Origin of the sequence: Acidovorax sp. FHTAMBA, assembly GCF_038958875.1 — a bacterium.
Classification (GTDB): domain Bacteria; phylum Pseudomonadota; class Gammaproteobacteria; order Burkholderiales; family Burkholderiaceae_C; genus Acidovorax.
This window is the reverse complement of the sequence record NZ_CP152407.1, coordinates 1,316,277-1,333,733: the sequence shown is the minus strand read 5'-3', so window position 1 is coordinate 1,333,733 and position 17,457 is coordinate 1,316,277. Positions and strand designations below refer to the sequence as shown.

Sequence of the window (17,457 nt, the reverse complement as noted above, 5' to 3'; positions counted from 1 at the left end):
CTGGGCTCAATACCGGTTGCCGGTGATCCACAGGGCCAGCCGCATCAGGCCAAACGCCACGCGGTCGAGCGCCCGCTGGCGCAGGGGGCGGCCTGCATAGCGCGCCGGGTCCATGCGGCGCCCCGCATGCTGCATGGCGTGCACCAGTCGCTGGCGCAGGTCGGTGGCAAAGGCGGCGTCTTCCACCACCACATTGGCCTCGCGTGCCAGCAGCAGGCTCAGGGGGTCGAGGTTGGACGAGCCCACCGTGGCCCAGGGTTTGTCGCCCAGCGCGTCGATGACGGCCACCTTGGCATGCAGAAAGCTGGGCGCGTATTCATGGATCTCCACACCGGCCTCCAGCAGCGCGCCATACACCGGCCGCGCCGCGTGGTACTGCATGAAATATTCATACCGCCCCTGCAGCAACAGGCGCACGCGCACGCCCCGGCGCGCGGCCATCACCAGCGCGCGGCGCAGTTTGCCGCCGGGCATGAAATACGCGTTGGCAATGATGACCTCATGCCGCGCCGCGCCGATGGCCTTGCGGTAGGCCTTCTCGATGCGGCTGCGGTTGCGCACGTTGTCGCGCAGCACCAGCGCGGCCCGCATGGGCGGCCCCGCCTCGGCGGCCCGCACCGCATGCTTGGCGGCGCTGGCCGCGCGCAGGGCCTGCAAGGCTTCGGGCAGGCGGCGCTGGCGCGCATCGCGCACCGCCTGCATGCGCCACCACAGCTGGTCCATGGTCTCGCTGGCAGACGCCACCAGGCTACCCGTGGCCTGCACGGCAAAGTCAAAACGCGGTGCATCGAGCGGGCCGTGGTTGGGATCGTGAAAATCGTCCAGAACATTGATGCCGCCGCAAAAAAGCACGTGGCCGTCCACCACACACAGCTTGCGATGCAGCCTGCGCCACCGGTGGGGCAGCAGCAAACCCAGAGGGCCGAGCGGGGAGTACACGCGGTATTGCACCCCAGCCGCCTGCAGGCGCTGCGCCCAGGCAACGGGCAAGTTGCCGGTGCCCACCCCGTCCACCACCAGCTGGGTGCGCACGCCGCGCCCGGCAGCGCGCATCAACGCCTCGGCCACCGCTGCGCCTGCGCCCGTGAAGTCGAAAATGTAGGTTTCAAACTGGATGTCCGACAGCGCCGCATCCATGGCCTCGATCAAGGCGGGGAACAGCTCCTCGGCCCCTTGCAACAGACGCACCTGGTGGTCGTCTGCAAACTCGAATCCGCGAAACAGGTCGGGCTTTTTCTTCACAGGGTCACAGCCGGAATTCAGCAATCAGGGGCAGATGGTCGGACATGCGCCACCAGATGCGGCCTCGCGGGACGTGCAGCGACAGGGGCGTGAGGCCCCGCACATACACATGGTCCAGCTGGGCCAGCGGCAGCCGCGCGGGGTAGGTGAAGGCCCGGGGTGCATCAAATTCGTACAGCGCAAAGCCTGCCAGCATGCGCTTGATCTGCAGGCCCCAGTCGTTGAAGTCGCCGGCCACCACCAGGGGCGTGCCCGGCGGCACCTCGCGCTCGATGAAGCGCTGCAGGCGTTCGATCTGCCGGATGCGGCTGCCGGGGATCAGCCCCAGGTGCACCACGATCACATGCACGCGGCGGCCGTGCGCGTCCACCTCCACATGCAGCAGGCCACGCTGCTCGAAGCGGTGGTCCGAAATGTCTTCGTGCTGGTGGCCGATCACGGGCCAGCGCGAAAGCAGCGCGTTGCCATGTTCGCCGTGCTTGGTGATGGCGTTGGTGCGGTACACGGCCTCGTAGCCCTCGGGCGCCAGGAACTCGGCTTGGGGCAACTCGGGCCAACGCTGGAAGTAGGCCTGCTCGCGGCGGTGCAGCTTGCGCACCTCCTGCAGGCAGACGATGTCGGCGTCGAGCTGCTCTACCGCAAGACCCAGGTTGTGGATCTCCAGCCGCCGCACCGGCCCGATGCCCTGCACGCCCTTGTGGATGTTGTAGGTCGCCACCCGCAGAATATCGTCATGTTCCATGACCCGATTGTGTCGCAAGCGCCCGGCGGCATGCCGCGCAGTCTCGCCGCTCAGTCGCCCCGCGCAAATCGGGGGAGCAGAAGGCAGGCTTCGGCGTTGGACGCCGAAAAACAGGTGTCCGCCGCAGCCTGCCAGGGCAGCCACTGCCAGGCATCGTGCTCGCGCGGGTTGAGCACCACGGGCGTGCCCCGGGGCACGCACAGCCCGAACACCCGCTCGCGGTTGCGCACCACGCCCGGGGCGTAGCGGTGCAACCACTGCGGCCAGATGTCGTAGATGTTCTCCAGCGCCCAGTCGGTCAGCGCGCAGCCGGACGCACGGGTGTCGATGCCGGTTTCTTCTGCCACCTCGCGCCGCGCCGTGTCTTCAAACGGCTCCTGCGGGTGGTCCTTGCTCCCGGTGACGGACTGCCAGTGCCCGTCGCCGCCGGTGCGCCGTACCAGCAGCACCTCAAGATCGGGGGTGTGGATGACCACCAGCACCGACTCCGGAATTTTCCAGGGCCGCGGCGGCTGCGCAGGCTCCATGGCGGGCTACCCGCCCCGGGTGCGTGCGGCGGCCGGGCCTGCCGTGGGCACCGGCGGGGGCAGCTCCTTGGCCTGCAATGCCCGGGCCTGAACCACCAGCTGGTTGTGCGCATCCAGGAACGCTGCGGCAATGACCTTGCCTTCGTTGGTATTGCTCCAGCCCGCGCCGGCGGCGCCTCCGAGCCTGCCCAGTACCAGCCCGCCCACACCCAGGTCGGTGGTGCGTGCGGCGCCGGTGGCGGCCGCAACCTGCTCCGTGGTTTCGTTGTCTGACAACAAAAGGGCCGTCTGCGCCTCCTTGAACCTGACCTGCTCCACGATGCCGGCCAGCCCCGCGATGTCGCGCAGCACCGGAAGCATGGCGATCACGCCCCCCAGCCCGCGCCCGGCGTCCTGCTCGCTGAAGGTGAGGCTGGGTGTGAGCGTGTACTGCGCCTCATAGCCCCGGCCCTTGGCCACCGTGGAGTTCTGCTGGCGCAGCACCCCCGATTCCTTGAGCTCCTGCTCGCGTACGGTGGCGCGCAGGCCCGCGCCACGGTCCACCACGCGGAAACACCCGCTTTGCTGGGCCAGCAGCTTCACCAGGGGCACAGGCGACGGCGGAAGCTGGTAGGCCGCACCGTAGGTGTAGCCGTGCGGGTTTTCAGCCAGCGCCACCGTGGCCACGGGTGCATCGCAACGCAGCAGCTCTTTGGCGGCGTTGTGCGCTCCTTGCGGGCCCGCCGAGCCGGTGACCACGGAGCCGCCCTGGCCGAGCTCGGTCTTCTTTTCGCCACAGGCCGCGAGGGCCAGCAGCACCGCGCCCACGCAAAAGACCTGGAGGTTCATGAAGCGCATGAAGGGTTTCCTTTCAGTACCGGCGAAGAAAAAAGCGGCAGGGGCCTGAGGCCCTTGCCGCTTTCGGTGCGATGCCACCACGGTGCATCCGATGGTTCCGGCCAGGGCGCCGGATCAGACCGCCTTGACCGCGTCGATGTTGCGCAGGCGGATGTGCAGCTCGCGCAACTGCTTTTCGTCCACGGGCGAAGGCGCCTGCGTGAGCAGGTCCTGCGCACGCTGGGTCTTGGGGAAGGCAATCACGTCGCGGATCGACTCCGCACCGGTCATCAACGTGATGAGGCGGTCCAGGCCGAACGCCAGGCCACCGTGCGGGGGCGCGCCGTACTGCAGGGCATCGAGCAGGTAGCCGAACTTGGCCTGTGCGTCTTCAGGCGTGATCTTGAGCGCATCAAACACCTTTTTTTGCACATCGGCGCGGTGGATACGCACCGAGCCACCACCCAGCTCCCAGCCGTTGAGCACCATGTCGTAGGCCTTGGCAATGCACTTGCCGGGATCGGTGGCCATGAACTCTTCGTGGCCGTCCTTGGGGCTGGTGAAGGGGTGGTGCACAGCCGTCCAGCGGTCTTCTTCCTCGTCGTGCTCGAACATGGGGAAGTCCACCACCCACAGCGGGGCCCAGCGGTTCTCGAACAGGCCGTTTTTCTTGCCGAACTCGCTGTGACCGATCTTCAGGCGCAGCGCGCCGATGGCGTCGTTGACGATCTTTTCCTTGTCGGCTCCGAAGAAGATCAAATCGCCATTCTGCGCGCCCGAGCGCTTGAGCACCTCGGCCAGCGCTGCGTCGTGGATGTTCTTGACGATGGGAGACTGCAGGCCATCGCGGCCCTTGGACAGGTCGTTGACGCGGATGTAGGCCAGGCCCTTGGCGCCGTAGATCTTCACGAACTCGGTGTAGGCGTCGATCTCGCCGCGGCTGATGCCGCCGCTCTCGGCCGAGCCACCGGGCACGCGCAGGGCCACCACGCGGCCGCCCTTCATGTTGGCAGCGCCGGAAAACACCTTGAACTCCACGTCCTTCATCACCTCGGTCAGCTCGGTGAATTCAAGCTTCACGCGCAGATCGGGCTTGTCGGAGCCGAAGCGGTGCGCCGCCTCCTGGTAGGTCATGATGGGGAATTCGCCCAAGTCCACATCCAGCTGCGTCTTGAACACCTCGGTGATCATGCGCTGGAAGATGGCGCGGATTTCTTCCTCGTTCAGGAACGAGGTCTCGCAGTCGATCTGGGTGAATTCGGGCTGGCGGTCGGCGCGCAGGTCTTCATCACGGAAGCACTTGGTGATCTGGTAGTAGCGGTCGTAGCCGGCCACCATCAGCATCTGCTTGTAGAGCTGGGGCGACTGGGGCAGCGCGAAGAACTGGCCGTCATGGACGCGGCTCGGCACGAGGTAGTCGCGCGCGCCCTCGGGCGTGCTCTTGCCCAGCATGGGCGTTTCAATGTCGATGAAGCCTTCCGCGTCCAGGAAGTTGCGCACCTGGATGGCGGTCTTGTAGCGCAGCATCATGTTGCGCTGCATGTGCGGGCGGCGCAGGTCCATCACCCGGTGCGTGAGGCGGGTGGTCTCGGACAGGTTCTCGTCATCCATCTGGAACGGAGGCGTGACCGAGGGGTTGAGCACCTTGAGCTCGTGGCACAGCACTTCGATCTGGCCGCTCTTGAGCTTGTCGTTGGTGGTGCCAGCCGGGCGCGGGCGCACCAGGCCCACCACCTGCACGCAGAATTCGTTGCGCACGTCTTCGGCCGTCTTGAACATCTCGGCGCGATCAGGGTCGCACACCACCTGCACATGGCCCTCGCGGTCGCGCAGGTCGATGAAGATCACACCACCATGGTCGCGGCGGCGATTGACCCAGCCGCACAGGGAAACGGTTTGGCCCATCAGGGCTTCGGTCACAAGACCGCAATAGTGGGAACGCATGGCCATGGCAGAAACTTCCGGCGCCCAAGGGGCGCGTTAAAGGGATTTACTTACTGTGGGAAACGAGCGTCGGGTCAGCCGGAGCGACGACACCCATCGAAACAATGTATTTGAGGGCAGCGTCCACGCTCATGTCGAGCTCGACGCAGTCGCTCTTGCGCAGCATCACGAAATACCCGCCCGTGGGGTTGGGCGTGGTGGGCACATACACACTCACGAATTCGTCACGCAGGTAGGCCGCCACTTCGCCGTTGGGCGCGCCGGTGACAAAGGCCAGGGTCCAGACACCCTCGCGTGGCCACTGGATCAGAACCGCCTTGCGAAAGGCGTTGCCGCTCTCCGAAAACAGTGTGTCCGACACCTGCTTGACACTGGAATAGATCGAGCGCACCACGGGAATGCGGTGCACCACCGCATCCCCCCACTGCACCAGCTTGCGGCCTGCAAAGTTGCTGGCAATGGCCCCGACCACGAGGAGGATCAGCAGCGTGAGCACCACGCCAAAGCCGGGAACGTGAAAACCGATCAGCCGGTCAGGATGCCATGCAACGGGCAGGATTTGCAGGGTCTGATCCAGGGTGCTCACAATCCAGTGGAGCACCCAGGCCGTGATGACACCGGGCACGATGACCAGAAGGCCTGTCAAGAGCCATTTGCGCAAGGCAGCCATGCAGGGGACTCAGTTCGCCGAAGGGGTAGAAGAAGCTGCCGAACTGCCGCCAACGCTTGTGCCAGCTGCGCTTGCAGCTTCTTTTTTAGGAGCATCTCCAGCGCTTGCCGTATCGCTCTTCGTCTCGGACTTGTTTTCCGCTGCGGGGGCGGAACTGCCGCCGCTGCCCCCCCGAAAGTCTGTGACGTACCAGCCGGAGCCCTTGAGCTGGAAGCCGGCCGCAGTGACCTGCTTGGAAAATGCCTCCGCGCCGCAGGCGGGGCACACCGTCAGGGGAGCATCAGAGATTTTTTGCAGCACATCCTTGGCATGGCCGCAGGAGCCGCATTTGTAGGCGTAAATAGGCATGTCAGTGTGTTGAGGGAAAGTGCAAAACCCTCAATTATAGGCGGCATGCCCATCCTCAAGCCCCGCGCGCCGGCGCGGGGCCGGCATCAGGCGGCGCTGCCTTCGTAATGCGTCACATGGCCCTTGTGGTCATCGACCCACTGCGGCGCGAGCGAGCCGCCCACCATACCGACGAGAGCCGCCAGCACGCCTGCCAGTTGCTGCGGGAAAGCCTCGGACAGCATGGGGCTGGCCACAAACAGCAGCCACACACCCAGCCCCATCGCCACGGCCAGTATCGCGCCCTGCGTGGTGGCGCGCTTCCAGTACAGACCAAACACCAGCGGGACAAACGCCCCGACCAGCGGCACCTGGTAAGCGCCCGACACCAGCTCATAGATCGACGTACCCTGCATGGTGATGGCGTAGGTCAGCACGCAGGCGGTGAACACGAGCACGGAAATGCGCATGGCCTTGAGCGTCTGGGCGTCCGTCATGCCGGGCCGCAGGTTGTGCAGGATGTTTTCCACAAAGGTGGTGGAAGGTGCCAGCAACGTGGCAGAAGCCGTGGACATGATGGCCGACAGCAGGGCGCCAAAGAAGGCGATCTGCAGGAACATCGGCATGCGTTCCATCACCAGCGTAGGCAAGACCTTCTGCGGATCATCCTTGAGCAGCGCCTGCGCAGTCTCGGGCATGACAAGCACGGCCGCCACGACGACAAACATGGGAATGAAGGCAAACAGCAGATACAGCACGCCGCCGATCACCGGGCCCGTGCGCGCCGTCTCGGCGCTGTTGGATGACATCACGCGCTGGAACACGTCCTGCTGCGGTATGGAGCCGAGCATCATCGTAATGGCTGCGGCGAAGAAGAATGTCCAGTCCTTGAGGCCGCCCGTGGGGAAGAACTGGAACTTGCCTTCACGTGCCGCGTATTCAACCACCTTGCCCGCGCCGCCCGCCAGGTCAGCGGCATACCAGGCGATGGCCAGCAGCCCTAGGGCGATCACGATCATCTGCACAAAATCCGTCATGGCCACCGACCACATGCCGCCGTAGAGCGTATAGATCAGCACGATGGCCGTTCCAATGACCATGCCCATGGTGATGGAGACGTAGCCCTGGGTCAGCAGGTTGAACACCAGGCCCAGCGCCGTGATCTGTGCGGCGACCCAGCCCAGGTAGCTGAACATGATGATGGCCGAGCAGGCCACCTCGATCACGCGCCCATACCGCTGGCGGTAGTAGTCACCCAGGGTGATGAGGTTCTTCTTGTAGAGCTTGTAGGCAAAAAAGAGGCCCACCAGAATCAGGCACATGGAGGCGCCAAACGGGTCCTCCACCACCGAGCCCAGGCCCCCGTCCACAAACCGTGCCGAGACGCCCAGCACGGTTTCCGAGCCAAACCAGGTGGCAAAGGTGGTTGCGATCACCACCGCCAGGGGCAGGCTGCGGCCCGCCACCGCGTAGTCGGCCGTGTTGTGCACGCGTGTGGCGGCATACAGCCCAATCCCGATCGAGGCCAGCAGGTACAGAACGATGAAGGTGATCAGCATGGCGCCGCTCCGAAACTCCAAGGAAGGTTGCAAAAAGCAGGTGCGCCCCGGCCTTGCTCCTTCGAGGCGCCGAGGCCCCTGCAGACCCAGGGGTGACAGCTTTGTGACGGGACACGTAACAAAAGTTGGTGCGGATTATGAAGGCAACTTCCGTGCCGCTCGCCCCACTTCAGAAAATCCGCAGCCGCACAAACAGCTGCATCGCCAGAAGGCCCAGCACAAAACCTACTCCCCCGTAAATGATGGACTGAAGCAGCCGGTTGGTGCGGTGCTGGGCTTCGAGCAATTCGCGCAATGCATGCTGCTGGGTGGTGGGGCGCTGCCGCAGGGCGTCATAGACCAGGCGCGGCAGCTCGGGCAGCATTTTTGCGTAGTGCGGCGCTTCAGCGCGGAGTTCGCGCCACAGGCGCTGGGGCCCCATCTGCTCAAGCATCCATTTTTCGAGGAAAGGCTTGGCGGTGCTCCACAGGTCGAGTTCGGGGTCAAGCTCGCGGCCCAGGCCCTCGATGTTGAGCAGGGTCTTTTGCAGCAGCACAAGCTGCGGCTGGATTTCCACCTGAAAGCGGCGGGAGGTCTGGAACAGCCGCATGAGCACCATGCCCAGCGAGATTTCCTTGAGCGGCCGGTCGAAATACGGCTCGCACACCGCGCGGATGGCCGATTCGAGATCGTTCACGCGCGTTTCGGGCGGTACCCAGCCGCTTTCGATGTGCAGCTCGGCCACACGCTTGTAGTCGCGCCGGAAGAACGCCACGAAGTTCTGCGCCAGGTACTCCTTGTCCACTTCCGTGAGCGTGCCCACGATGCCGAAGTCGAGCGAGATGTAGCGCCCGAACGTGGCCGGGTCCAGGCTCACCTGGATATTGCCCGGGTGCATGTCGGCATGGAAAAAGCCGTCACGGAAAACCTGGGTGAAGAAGATGGTGACGCCGTCGCGCGCGAGTTTGGGAATGTCCACCCCGGCGTCGCGCAGGCGCTCGATCTGGCTGATGGGCACGCCATTCATGCGCTGCATCACCATCACTTCGGCGTGGCAGAAGTCCCAGAAGATCTCGGGGATCAGCACCAGGTCCAGCCCCTGCATGTTGCGGCGCAGCTGGGCGGCGTTGGCGGCCTCTTTTACCAGGTCCAGCTCGTCATGCAGGTAGTTGTCGAACTCTGCCACGACTTCGCGAGGCTTGAGGCGCTTGCCATCCGCAGACAGGCTCTCGACCCACCCGGCCATCATGCGCATGAGGCTCAGGTCCTTTTCGATCACCGGCAGCATGCCCGGACGCAGGACCTTCACCGCGACTTCGCGCTCCAGCCCCTGGCGGTCACGGAGCGTGGCGAAATGCACCTGCGCAATGGAAGCACTGGCCACTGGCACCCGGTCAAAAGACGTGAAGACTTCATCCACGGGACGGCGAAACGCCCGTTCGATGGTGGCAATGGCTATGTTGGGGTCAAAAGGCGGGACCCGGTCCTGCAGGCGGGCCAGCTCGTCGGCGATGTCGGGGGGCAGAAGGTCGCGGCGCGTCGAGAGCACCTGGCCAAACTTGACGAAGATGGGGCCCAGGCTCTCCAGCGCCTCGCGCAGCCGCTGTCCGCGTGGCGCATCCAGCTTGCGCCCCACCGACAGCACGCGCGAGATCATGCGCAGCCACGGCTTTTGAAAGCTGTCGAGCAGCAAGCCGTCAAGGCCAAACCGGAACACCACCCACAAGATGGCTGCCCCGCGCAGGAAACGCTTCATGCGTCGGCCCGGTCAACGCCGGAGGTCGGCGACAGTGGCGGCGTGGCAGGCGGCACCGGCGCGTTGGCGCTTGCGGGCATGCGCGCGCCCACAAACTGGCGCAGCGCCTGGGCAGCCCGGCGGGCGAACTGCCCCAGCGTGTGCGCGGGCGCGTCACCGATCACGCGGGCAAGGTCTTCTTCCACATCCCAGCGCACGTGGTCCACCAGCCAGTTGATTTCTGCCGCCAGTTGCACGTCGCCTTCAATGCGAATGGCCGGCTTGTCGCCGCGCAGCGCGGACTGTGCCAGGCTGAGCGCAGAGGTGTCGGTCACTTCAAGCCGCAGATCCGGCACAGCGGATTCGGGGGCCAGGTTGAACAGGCCTGCGGGCGTAATCACCAGGGCCAGCGAGTACGCACGCCACTGCACCCGTGCGATGCGTCCCTTCTGGCGCACAAGGCGGTCCGTGGCCTCTTTTTCCTGCATCAGCACGTGGTTGAGGAACAGCACCATCCGTTGCTGCATCTCGTGCACAAGCCACTGCGGGGGCTGCGGGCCGGCGGCCAGGCGCTCAAAGAGGCCGTTCAGAAAAGGAAAAGGGGACTGTGGTGTTGCCATAGTCCCCGATTATTCCCTGAACTCGGATAGCCCCACAGCGGGGGCCTTTCCGTGGTTACTGCAGGGCCTGCACGCCTGCCACCAGCCAGCCGGTGCCGCCCGCCTTGGGCTTGGTCATGTTCCAGACCTCGCGGAAGGGGCTGGGGCCCGCGGAAGGCTCTTCGCGGATCATTCCCGAGAACTCGACGCTGGCCATGTAGCCATCGCCCAGGTCTTCAATACCCAGCAGCTGGGCTTCGATCATCACCACGTCCGTGAGGTTGGGTTGCGCCCCGCGGTGCTCCTCGCGTTCTGCCAGCTGGGTGCGGATCTCCTCGAGCATGCTGTCGGTCATCATCGAGCGCAGCGTGGAGATGTCCGAACGGTCCCAGGCGGCCTGCAGAGTGACGAAGTTGCGCTTGGCCGCTGTCAGGAAACCTTCGGCATCAAAATCGGCCGGCACGCCCCAGTTCTGCGAACCGGAAAGGCCCGATCCAATCACCACGCCGGAGCTTGCACCCACCTGTCCGGTGCGCGATGCATCAAAGGCCATGCTGCTGCGCTCCCAGGGGCGTGCGGAGGCGTCGTTGCCCACGTTGTTGGGGCTGTACTGTGGAGGCACCTGGGCCGCCGCCGGGGTGGCGGCGCCACCCGCGCCCTGGAAAGCCAGCGGCGAGCCACCAGCCATGTTGCCGCCCTGGCGCGCGCGCATCACCATCTTGAAGATCGCAAAGGCCAGCATGGCAAACAGGGCGATCATGAGGATCTGACCGAACCCTTCGCCCAGGCCGAGCGAGCTGGCCAGCCATGCCAGGCCCAGGCCAGCGGCCAGGCCACCGAGCATCGCGCCCCAGGGCTTCTTGGCTGCCGCTGCGGCAGGCGCAGCACCCGCAGTCGCAGGCTTGGCGGCCGTGTTCGTGGCGTTCTGGGCCGGAGCGCCCGGCGTCGCGGGGGGCGTTGCCGAATCACGCTGGGTCACGTTGCTGGACTGCTTGCCCATCGACTTGCCGCCACCCAACCGCTTGGCATCCGCGTCGGCGTGTGCAAACGCCAGCATTGCCACCAACACCACAGACCACAGTTTCATCATGACTTCTCCGTCTCCGTTAATCCATCCGAGCGCTGCAACACGCAGCCGCTCAGCACTTGATTCCAACATGCAAGGCAACAATTCCGCCTGTCATGTTGTGATAGTCCACATGCCCAAAACCATTTTTTTGCATGAGGCTTTTGAGCTCTTCCTGCCCCGGGTGCATGCGGATGGACTCGGCCAGGTAGCGGTAGCTCGCGTCGTCGCCCGCCACCAGCTTGCCCAGCTGGGGCAGCACCTTGAACGAATACCAGTCGTACACCTTCGAAAGCGGCTTGGCCACCTTGGAAAATTCGAGCACCAGCAGCTTGCCACCCGGCTTGAGCACGCGGCACATCTCGGCAATGGCCAGGTCCTTGTGGGTCATGTTGCGCAGGCCAAAGGCCACACTCACCACGTCGAAATGTGCGTCAGGAAACGGCAGCTTTTCGGCGTCGCACACCAGCGTCGGCAGCACCACACCCGCATCGATGAGGCGGTCACGCCCCACCCGCAACATGGCTTCGTTGATGTCGGTGTGCACCACGCGGCCCGACGCCCCCACCTTTTTGGAGAACGCCAGCGCCAGGTCGCCCGTGCCACCCGCAATGTCGAGCACCTGGCTGCCTTCGCCGAGGTTGGCCACCATCACGGTGTAGGCCTTCCAGGCACGGTGCAGGCCGACCGACATGAGGTCGTTCATCACGTCGTATTTGGAGGCCACAGAGTCGAACACGCCCCGCACGCGGCGTGCCTTCTCCTGCTCGTCCACCGACTGAAAACCAAAATGCGTGGTGCTCATAAGAATCATGCTAGGCGCGTGTACGCCCGAGGTACAGCGACAACCCCGCACTGAAACGGGGCATGTGTCGCAATTTGGACAACGCTATTGAAACAAAACCGGCCGCCAGCGTAATCAGATATTGCGCTGATAGCTATATTTTCAATAGCACCTTGGTGCGCAGGGACATGCGCGGCTTTACGCGCAGGGCCCTCGCAGAGCGCGGTCAGGCGCCTTCAGTGGCTGCCACAGGCATGGCCTCCACCACCGCCCTTGGGCGCCATGGGCGCATCGCGGTCGGCACCGGCAGCAGCCAGCCGCTCGACATACTGGGCCCACAGCGCATCCTGCTGCTGGCCCAGTTCGTAAAGATAGTCCCAGCTGAAGATGCCGCTGTCGTGCCCGTCCGAGAACGTGGGCTTGACCGCGTAGTTGCCCACCGGCTCCAGATTGACCAGCGCCACATTGCGCTTGCCCGTCTGCAGCACCTCCTGCCCCGGGCCGTGGCCCTGCACTTCGGCCGAGGGCGAGTACACGCGCATCAGCTCGAACGGAATGCGGAACGTGGCGCCATCCGAAAAGCCCACCTCCAGCACGCGCGACTGCTCATGCACCGTCAGGGCCTGCGGCGTGGGCGCACCCGTTTTCAAACCTGCCATGGAATCACCTTGAGAAAACTGTTGTCAGAAACGACGGCTGCCATTGTCCCACCCGTCCCGGCGCAAGCTGCCAGCAAGGTCACCGGGCGGCCCACTGCGCCAACTTGGACTGCAGGTAGGCCTCCAGCGCGGGCAGCAGGGCCTGCACAGCAGCCTCTGGCGCTGCCGGGCTGGGCCGCTGCGCAGTGGCCCACACGGGCGCGGGGAAGTGGCTGTCCCAGTCAAACCGCGCAATCACGTGCCAGTGCAGGTGCGGCACCATGTTGCCCAGCGCCGCGATGTTGACCTTGGCGGGCGAGAGGTGCTGGCGCAGGCCCTGTTCCACCAGCGCCACGGCCTCCATGCAGTGCACGCGGTCCGCGGCGGCCAGGTCCGAGAACTCGGCCACATGCGCGTTCCAGACCACGCGGTAGAAGGCAGGGAAACCCGCCTCCTGCGCGCGGATGACACGCAGGCGCTCGCCGCGCCAGACCAAGGCACCACCGTCATCGGTACAGAGGGGACAGCTCATTCAGACAGCTCCCCAAAGCTTTTCACGTCACGTACCGCACGAAACTGGCGCGACCGCAAGCGAGGGACATCGAGCAAGGGCCGCCCCGCAGTGAGGGCGTCGCCCCCCTCCCGCGCAGCGAGAGAGGGGCTGAGGGCCGCGGCTCCAAGCCTGCCAGCGCAGGCTTGGACGGCCCCGAAGAGCTGTCGCCTCTGGCGGCTGCACCGAGGCGCGGAGCGACTCAGGAGGAGCCTCATTTACACCAACACGCGTTCAATGCCGCCGTTGTTGGCCTGCTGCACGTACTCGGGCATCCAGTTCTCGCCCAGAATCTCGCGCGCCATCTCGACCACAATGTAGTCGGCTTCAAGCAGGCCGTTGTTCAGATCGCCTTCGTAGCGGTTCAAGCCCTGCAGGCAGCTGGGGCAGCTGGTGAGGATCTTCACGTTGTCCTGCGCACCTACCGCGCCGCTCTCGCGCAGCTGGGCCTCGCCCTTCTTGATCTCTTCTTCCTTGCGGAAGCGCACCTGCGTGGACACGTCGGGCCGCGTCACACCCAGCGTGCCCGACTCGCCGCAGCAGCGCTCGCTCTTCAAGACCTGCTCGCCCACCAGCGCCTTCACGGTCTTCATCGAATCGCCCAGCTTCATGGGGTTGTGGCAGGGCTCGTGGTACAGATATGCGCCCTTGCCTTGCAGGGTGATGCCCTTCTCCAGCAGGTACTCATGGATGTCGATGATGCGGCTGCCCGGGAAGATCTTGTCAAACTCGTAGCCCTGCAGCTGGTCATAGCAGGTGCCGCAGCTCACCACCACGGTCTTGATATCAAGGTAGTTGAGCGTGTTGGCCACCCGATGAAAGAGCACCCGGTTGTCGGTGATCATCTTCTCGGCCTTGTCGAACTGGCCGCTACCGCGCTGCGGGTAGCCGCAGCACAGATAACCCGGTGGCAGCACCGTCTGCACCCCGGTGTGCCACAGCATGGCCTGCGTCGCCAGGCCCACCTGGCTGAACAAACGCTCCGACCCACAGCCGGGGAAATAGAACACCGCCTCCGTCTCGGCCGTGGTGGCCTTGGGGTTGCGGATGATCGGGACGTAGTCCTTGTCCTCGATGTCGAGCAGCGCACGCGCCGTCTTCTTGGGCAGGCCACCGGGAAGCTTCTTGTTGATGAAGTGGATCACCTGCTCCTTGATGGGCGCGGTGCCCACCGTGGCGGGCGGCTTGGCCGTTTGCTTGCGGCCCACCTTGCGCAAGAGTTGAACGGCCAGGCGCTGGGCCTTGAAGCCCACGTCCACCATCGCCGAACGCATGAACTTGATGGTGTCCGGGTTGGTGGCGTTGAGCATGGTCATCGCCAGCGCGTTGCCGGGGCGGAAGCTCTTCTTGCCCATCTTGCGCAGCAGGTTGCGCATGTTCATGGTGACATCGCCAAAGTCGATCTTCACCGGGCAGGGGCTCTCGCACTTGTGGCACACCGTGCAGTGGTCGGCCACGTCCTCGAACTCTTGCCAGTGCTTGATGCTCACGCCCCGGCGGGTCTGCTCTTCGTACAGGAAGGCTTCTACCAGCAGCGACGTTGCCAGGATCTTGTTGCGCGGGCTGTACAGCAGGTTGGCGCGTGGCACATGCGTGGCGCACACGGGCTTGCACTTGCCGCAGCGCAGGCAGTCCTTGACCGAATCGGCAATCGCGCCGATGTCGCTCTGCTGCATGATCAGCGACTCGTGCCCCATCAAGCCGAAGCTCGGGGTGTAGGCGTTGGTCAGATCGGCATGCAAAAACGCAGGGCGCAGCGCCGGTTTTGAAGCCAAATTGGCCTCTAGCGCTTGTCCATCAAGCGCCAGCAGCTCCTTATTTCGTAGCAACTTGCCTTTGTTGAAGCGCCCCTGCGGATCCACGCGCTGCTTGTACTCGGCAAAAGGGCGCAGCTCTTCGTCGGTCAGAAACTCCAGCTTGGTGATGCCAATGCCATGCTCGCCCGAGATCACACCGTCCAGGCTGCGCGCCAGCACCATGATGCGTTCGACCGCCTGGTGCGCCGTCTGCAGCATTTCATAGTCGTCACTGTTGACGGGCAGGTTGGTGTGCACATTGCCGTCGCCCGCGTGCATGTGCAGAGCCACCCACACGCGGCCCTTGAGCACACGCTTGTGGATGGCGGTGACTTCGTCCAGCAGCGGCTTGAAGGCCGCGCCCGCAAAAATCGTCCGCAGCGGTGCACGCAGCTGCGTCTTCCAGCTCGCGCGCAGGGTGTGGTCCTGCAGCTGCGGGAAGAGTGTTTCCACGTTCTGCAGCCAGCCGGACCACAGGGCGCGCACCTCGGCCACCAGGGCAATGGCCTGCGCCACGCGGTCTTCCAGCAGCTCGGCCGACGGGATTTCGCTCGCGTCATCCTGCTTGCCCAGGGGCAGGTTGCCGCGCTCGAAGAAGTCGGTGAGCGCGTCGCACAGCTTGATCTTGTTGCGCAAGCTCAGTTCGATGTTGATGCGCTCGATGCCGTCGGTGTATTCGGCCATGCGCGGCAGCGGGATCACCACGTCTTCATTGATCTTGAAGGCGTTGGTGTGGCGGCTGATGGCGGCCGTGCGCTTGCGGTCCAGCCAGAACTTCTTGCGCGCCTCGGGGCTGATGGCGATGAAGCCTTCGCCGCTGCGCGAGTTGGCAATGCGCACGACCTCGCTGGTCACGCGCGCCACATCGTCGGCGTTGTCGCCCGCGATGTCGCCAAACAGCACCATCTTGGGCAGGCCGCCACCGTGCTTCTTGCTCTTGGTGGCGTAGCCCACCGCTTTCAGGTAGCGGTCATCCAGATGCTCCAGCCCGGCCAGCAGCACGCCACTGCGCTTTTGCTCGGCGAACATGAAGTCCTTGATTTCGACGATGGACGGCACGGCGTCCTTGGCGTTGCCGAAGAACTCCAGGCACACGGTGCGCGTGTGCTCGGGCATGCGGTGCACCACCCAGCGCGCGCTGGTGATGAGGCCGTCGCAGCCTTCCTTCTGGATACCGGGCAGGCCCGAAAGGAACTTGTCTGTCACGTCCTTGCCCAGGCCTTCCTTGCGGAAAGTCTTGCCCGGAATGACCAGGCGCTCGGTGCGTAGGGGCGTCTTGCCGTCGGCCTCGAAGTACTGCAGCTCGAAGGTGGCCGTTTCCACGTCATGGATCTTGCCCATGTTGTGGTCCAGGCGCGTCACTTCCAGCCACTGCGCCTCGGGCGTCACCATGCGCCAGCTGGCCAGGTTGTCGAGCGCCGTGCCCCAGAGCACGGCCTTCTTGCCACCCGCATTCATGGCGATGTTGCCGCCAATGCAGGATGCCTCGGCGCTGGTGGGGTCCACCGCAAACACAAAACCTGCACGCTCGGCCGCATCGGCCACGCGCTGCGTCACCACGCCGGCTTCGGTCCACACGGTGCCGACTTCGCTGTCCATGCCCGGCAGGCGGCGCATCTCCACCTCGGTCATGGCTTCAAGCTTTTCGGTGTTGATGACCACACTCTTCCACGTCAGCGGAATGGCGCCGCCGGTGTAGCCCGTGCCGCCCCCACGCGGGATGATGGTCAGGCCCAGTTCAATGCAGCCCTTGACCAGGCCGGCCATCTCGGCCTCGGTGTCGGGGGTGAGCACCACAAACGGGTATTCGACGCGCCAGTCGGTCGCGTCGGTCACATGGCTCACGCGGGAGAGGCCGTCGAACTTGATGTTGTCCTTGGCCGTAAGGCGCCCCAGGGTCTTCTGAATCTGGCGGCGTAGCTGTGCGGCCTGCTCGAAGGTGGCGTTGAATTCGGCCACGGCACGGCGCGCGGCCACCACCAGCTCGCCCACCAGGCGGTCGCGCCCGGCATCGTCGGCGGGGGTGCGGCGCTTGTCGACCTCGGCCAGGCGGTGGTTCAGGGCATCCACCAGGAGCTTGCGGCGGGCGGGGTTGTCCAGCAGGTCGTCCTGCAGGTAGGGATTGCGCTGCACCACCCAGATATCGCCCAGCACCTCGTACAGCATGCGGGCCGAGCGGCCGGTACGGCGCTCCTTGCGCAGCTGGTCCAGCACGTTCCAGGCCTCGGACCCCAGCAGGCGGATCACAATCTCCCGGTCGGAGAACGAGGTGTAGTTATAGGGAATCTCGCGCAGACGGGCGGGCTCGGCGGCCTGCGTCTGCAGGGCAGCCAACGCTATCGGAACATTCATAGGATCAACCTGGGGTAGGCGCTGCGCGCCCTCGTGCCTTGGGGCCGGAATTTTATGCCACGCCCTCCCAGCGCGCCGGCAGGGCGCGCGCACCGGGCGCCACGCAGGGGATTCGAAAGCAACGTTTCAAG

General features: G+C 65.0%; 15 protein-coding genes. All 15 read right to left on the bottom strand.

Annotation, left to right across the window (positions count from 1 at the left end; translation table 11 throughout):
* Positions 1-6: 6 nt before the first annotated feature.
* The 15 genes from clsB to AAFF19_RS06110 all read right to left on the bottom strand — a co-directional run bounded on the left by clsB (position 7) and on the right by AAFF19_RS06110 (position 17,326).
* On the bottom strand, positions 7-1,242 hold the full coding sequence (gene clsB, locus AAFF19_RS06180) for a cardiolipin synthase ClsB (protein ID WP_342721502.1): 1,236 nt from the start codon (positions 1,240-1,242) through the stop codon (positions 7-9).
* A 4-nt stretch (positions 1,243-1,246) separates the two neighbouring features.
* Positions 1,247-1,984 (bottom strand): endonuclease/exonuclease/phosphatase family protein, encoded by a 738-nt coding sequence (locus AAFF19_RS06175; RefSeq protein ID WP_008905109.1) that lies wholly within the window; start codon positions 1,982-1,984, stop codon positions 1,247-1,249.
* Positions 1,985-2,034: 50 nt separating this feature from the next.
* Entirely contained in the window at positions 2,035-2,511 is a 477-nt protein-coding gene (gene nudB / locus AAFF19_RS06170) for a dihydroneopterin triphosphate diphosphatase (RefSeq protein ID WP_342721501.1), read from the bottom strand.
* 6 nt (positions 2,512-2,517) lie between these two features.
* A complete protein-coding gene (locus AAFF19_RS06165; RefSeq protein ID WP_342721500.1) occupies positions 2,518-3,348 on the bottom strand; it encodes a CsgG/HfaB family protein in 831 nt (276 codons plus the stop codon).
* A 114-nt stretch (positions 3,349-3,462) separates the two neighbouring features.
* A complete protein-coding gene (gene aspS, locus AAFF19_RS06160) occupies positions 3,463-5,277 on the bottom strand; it encodes an aspartate--tRNA ligase (protein WP_008905112.1) in 1,815 nt (604 codons plus the stop codon).
* A gap of 40 nt (positions 5,278-5,317) precedes the next feature.
* Positions 5,318-5,941 carry a DUF502 domain-containing protein gene (locus AAFF19_RS06155; protein ID WP_008905113.1) on the bottom strand — a complete coding sequence of 208 codons (624 nt, stop codon included), beginning with the start codon at positions 5,939-5,941 and terminating at the stop codon, positions 5,318-5,320.
* Positions 5,942-5,950: 9 nt separating this feature from the next.
* Positions 5,951-6,289 (bottom strand): FmdB family zinc ribbon protein, encoded by a 339-nt coding sequence (locus AAFF19_RS06150; protein WP_342721499.1) that lies wholly within the window; start codon positions 6,287-6,289, stop codon positions 5,951-5,953.
* 86 nt (positions 6,290-6,375) lie between these two features.
* Positions 6,376-7,827 carry a sodium:solute symporter family protein gene (locus tag AAFF19_RS06145; protein ID WP_008905115.1) on the bottom strand — a complete coding sequence of 484 codons (1,452 nt, stop codon included), beginning with the start codon at positions 7,825-7,827 and terminating at the stop codon, positions 6,376-6,378.
* Between the two features lie 169 nt (positions 7,828-7,996).
* On the bottom strand, positions 7,997-9,562 hold the full coding sequence (gene ubiB / locus AAFF19_RS06140) for a ubiquinone biosynthesis regulatory protein kinase UbiB (RefSeq protein ID WP_008905116.1): 1,566 nt from the start codon (positions 9,560-9,562) through the stop codon (positions 7,997-7,999).
* Entirely contained in the window at positions 9,559-10,161 is a 603-nt protein-coding gene (locus tag AAFF19_RS06135; RefSeq protein ID WP_182118262.1) for a hypothetical protein, read from the bottom strand. The genes ubiB and AAFF19_RS06135 overlap by 4 nt, the downstream gene beginning before the upstream one ends.
* Positions 10,162-10,216: 55 nt before the next feature.
* Complete coding sequence (locus AAFF19_RS06130) at positions 10,217-11,230, bottom strand: TIM44-like domain-containing protein (RefSeq protein ID WP_034694236.1); 1,014 nt, start codon at positions 11,228-11,230, stop codon at positions 10,217-10,219.
* 49 nt (positions 11,231-11,279) lie between these two features.
* On the bottom strand, positions 11,280-12,011 hold the full coding sequence (ubiE, locus tag AAFF19_RS06125) for a bifunctional demethylmenaquinone methyltransferase/2-methoxy-6-polyprenyl-1,4-benzoquinol methylase UbiE (RefSeq protein WP_182118261.1): 732 nt from the start codon (positions 12,009-12,011) through the stop codon (positions 11,280-11,282).
* Positions 12,012-12,226: 215 nt separating this feature from the next.
* The gene (locus AAFF19_RS06120) at positions 12,227-12,649 is read right to left on the bottom strand and encodes a DUF971 domain-containing protein (protein WP_008905120.1); all 423 of its coding nucleotides are present in this window, start codon (positions 12,647-12,649) and stop codon (positions 12,227-12,229) included.
* 79 nt (positions 12,650-12,728) lie between these two features.
* Positions 12,729-13,160, bottom strand: a complete 432-nt coding sequence (locus AAFF19_RS06115) for an HIT family protein (RefSeq protein ID WP_182118260.1) — start codon at positions 13,158-13,160, stop codon at positions 12,729-12,731.
* 236 nt (positions 13,161-13,396) lie between these two features.
* The gene (locus AAFF19_RS06110) at positions 13,397-17,326 is read right to left on the bottom strand and encodes an FAD/FMN-binding oxidoreductase (protein WP_342721498.1); all 3,930 of its coding nucleotides are present in this window, start codon (positions 17,324-17,326) and stop codon (positions 13,397-13,399) included.
* Between the last annotated feature and the right edge of the window lie 131 nt (positions 17,327-17,457).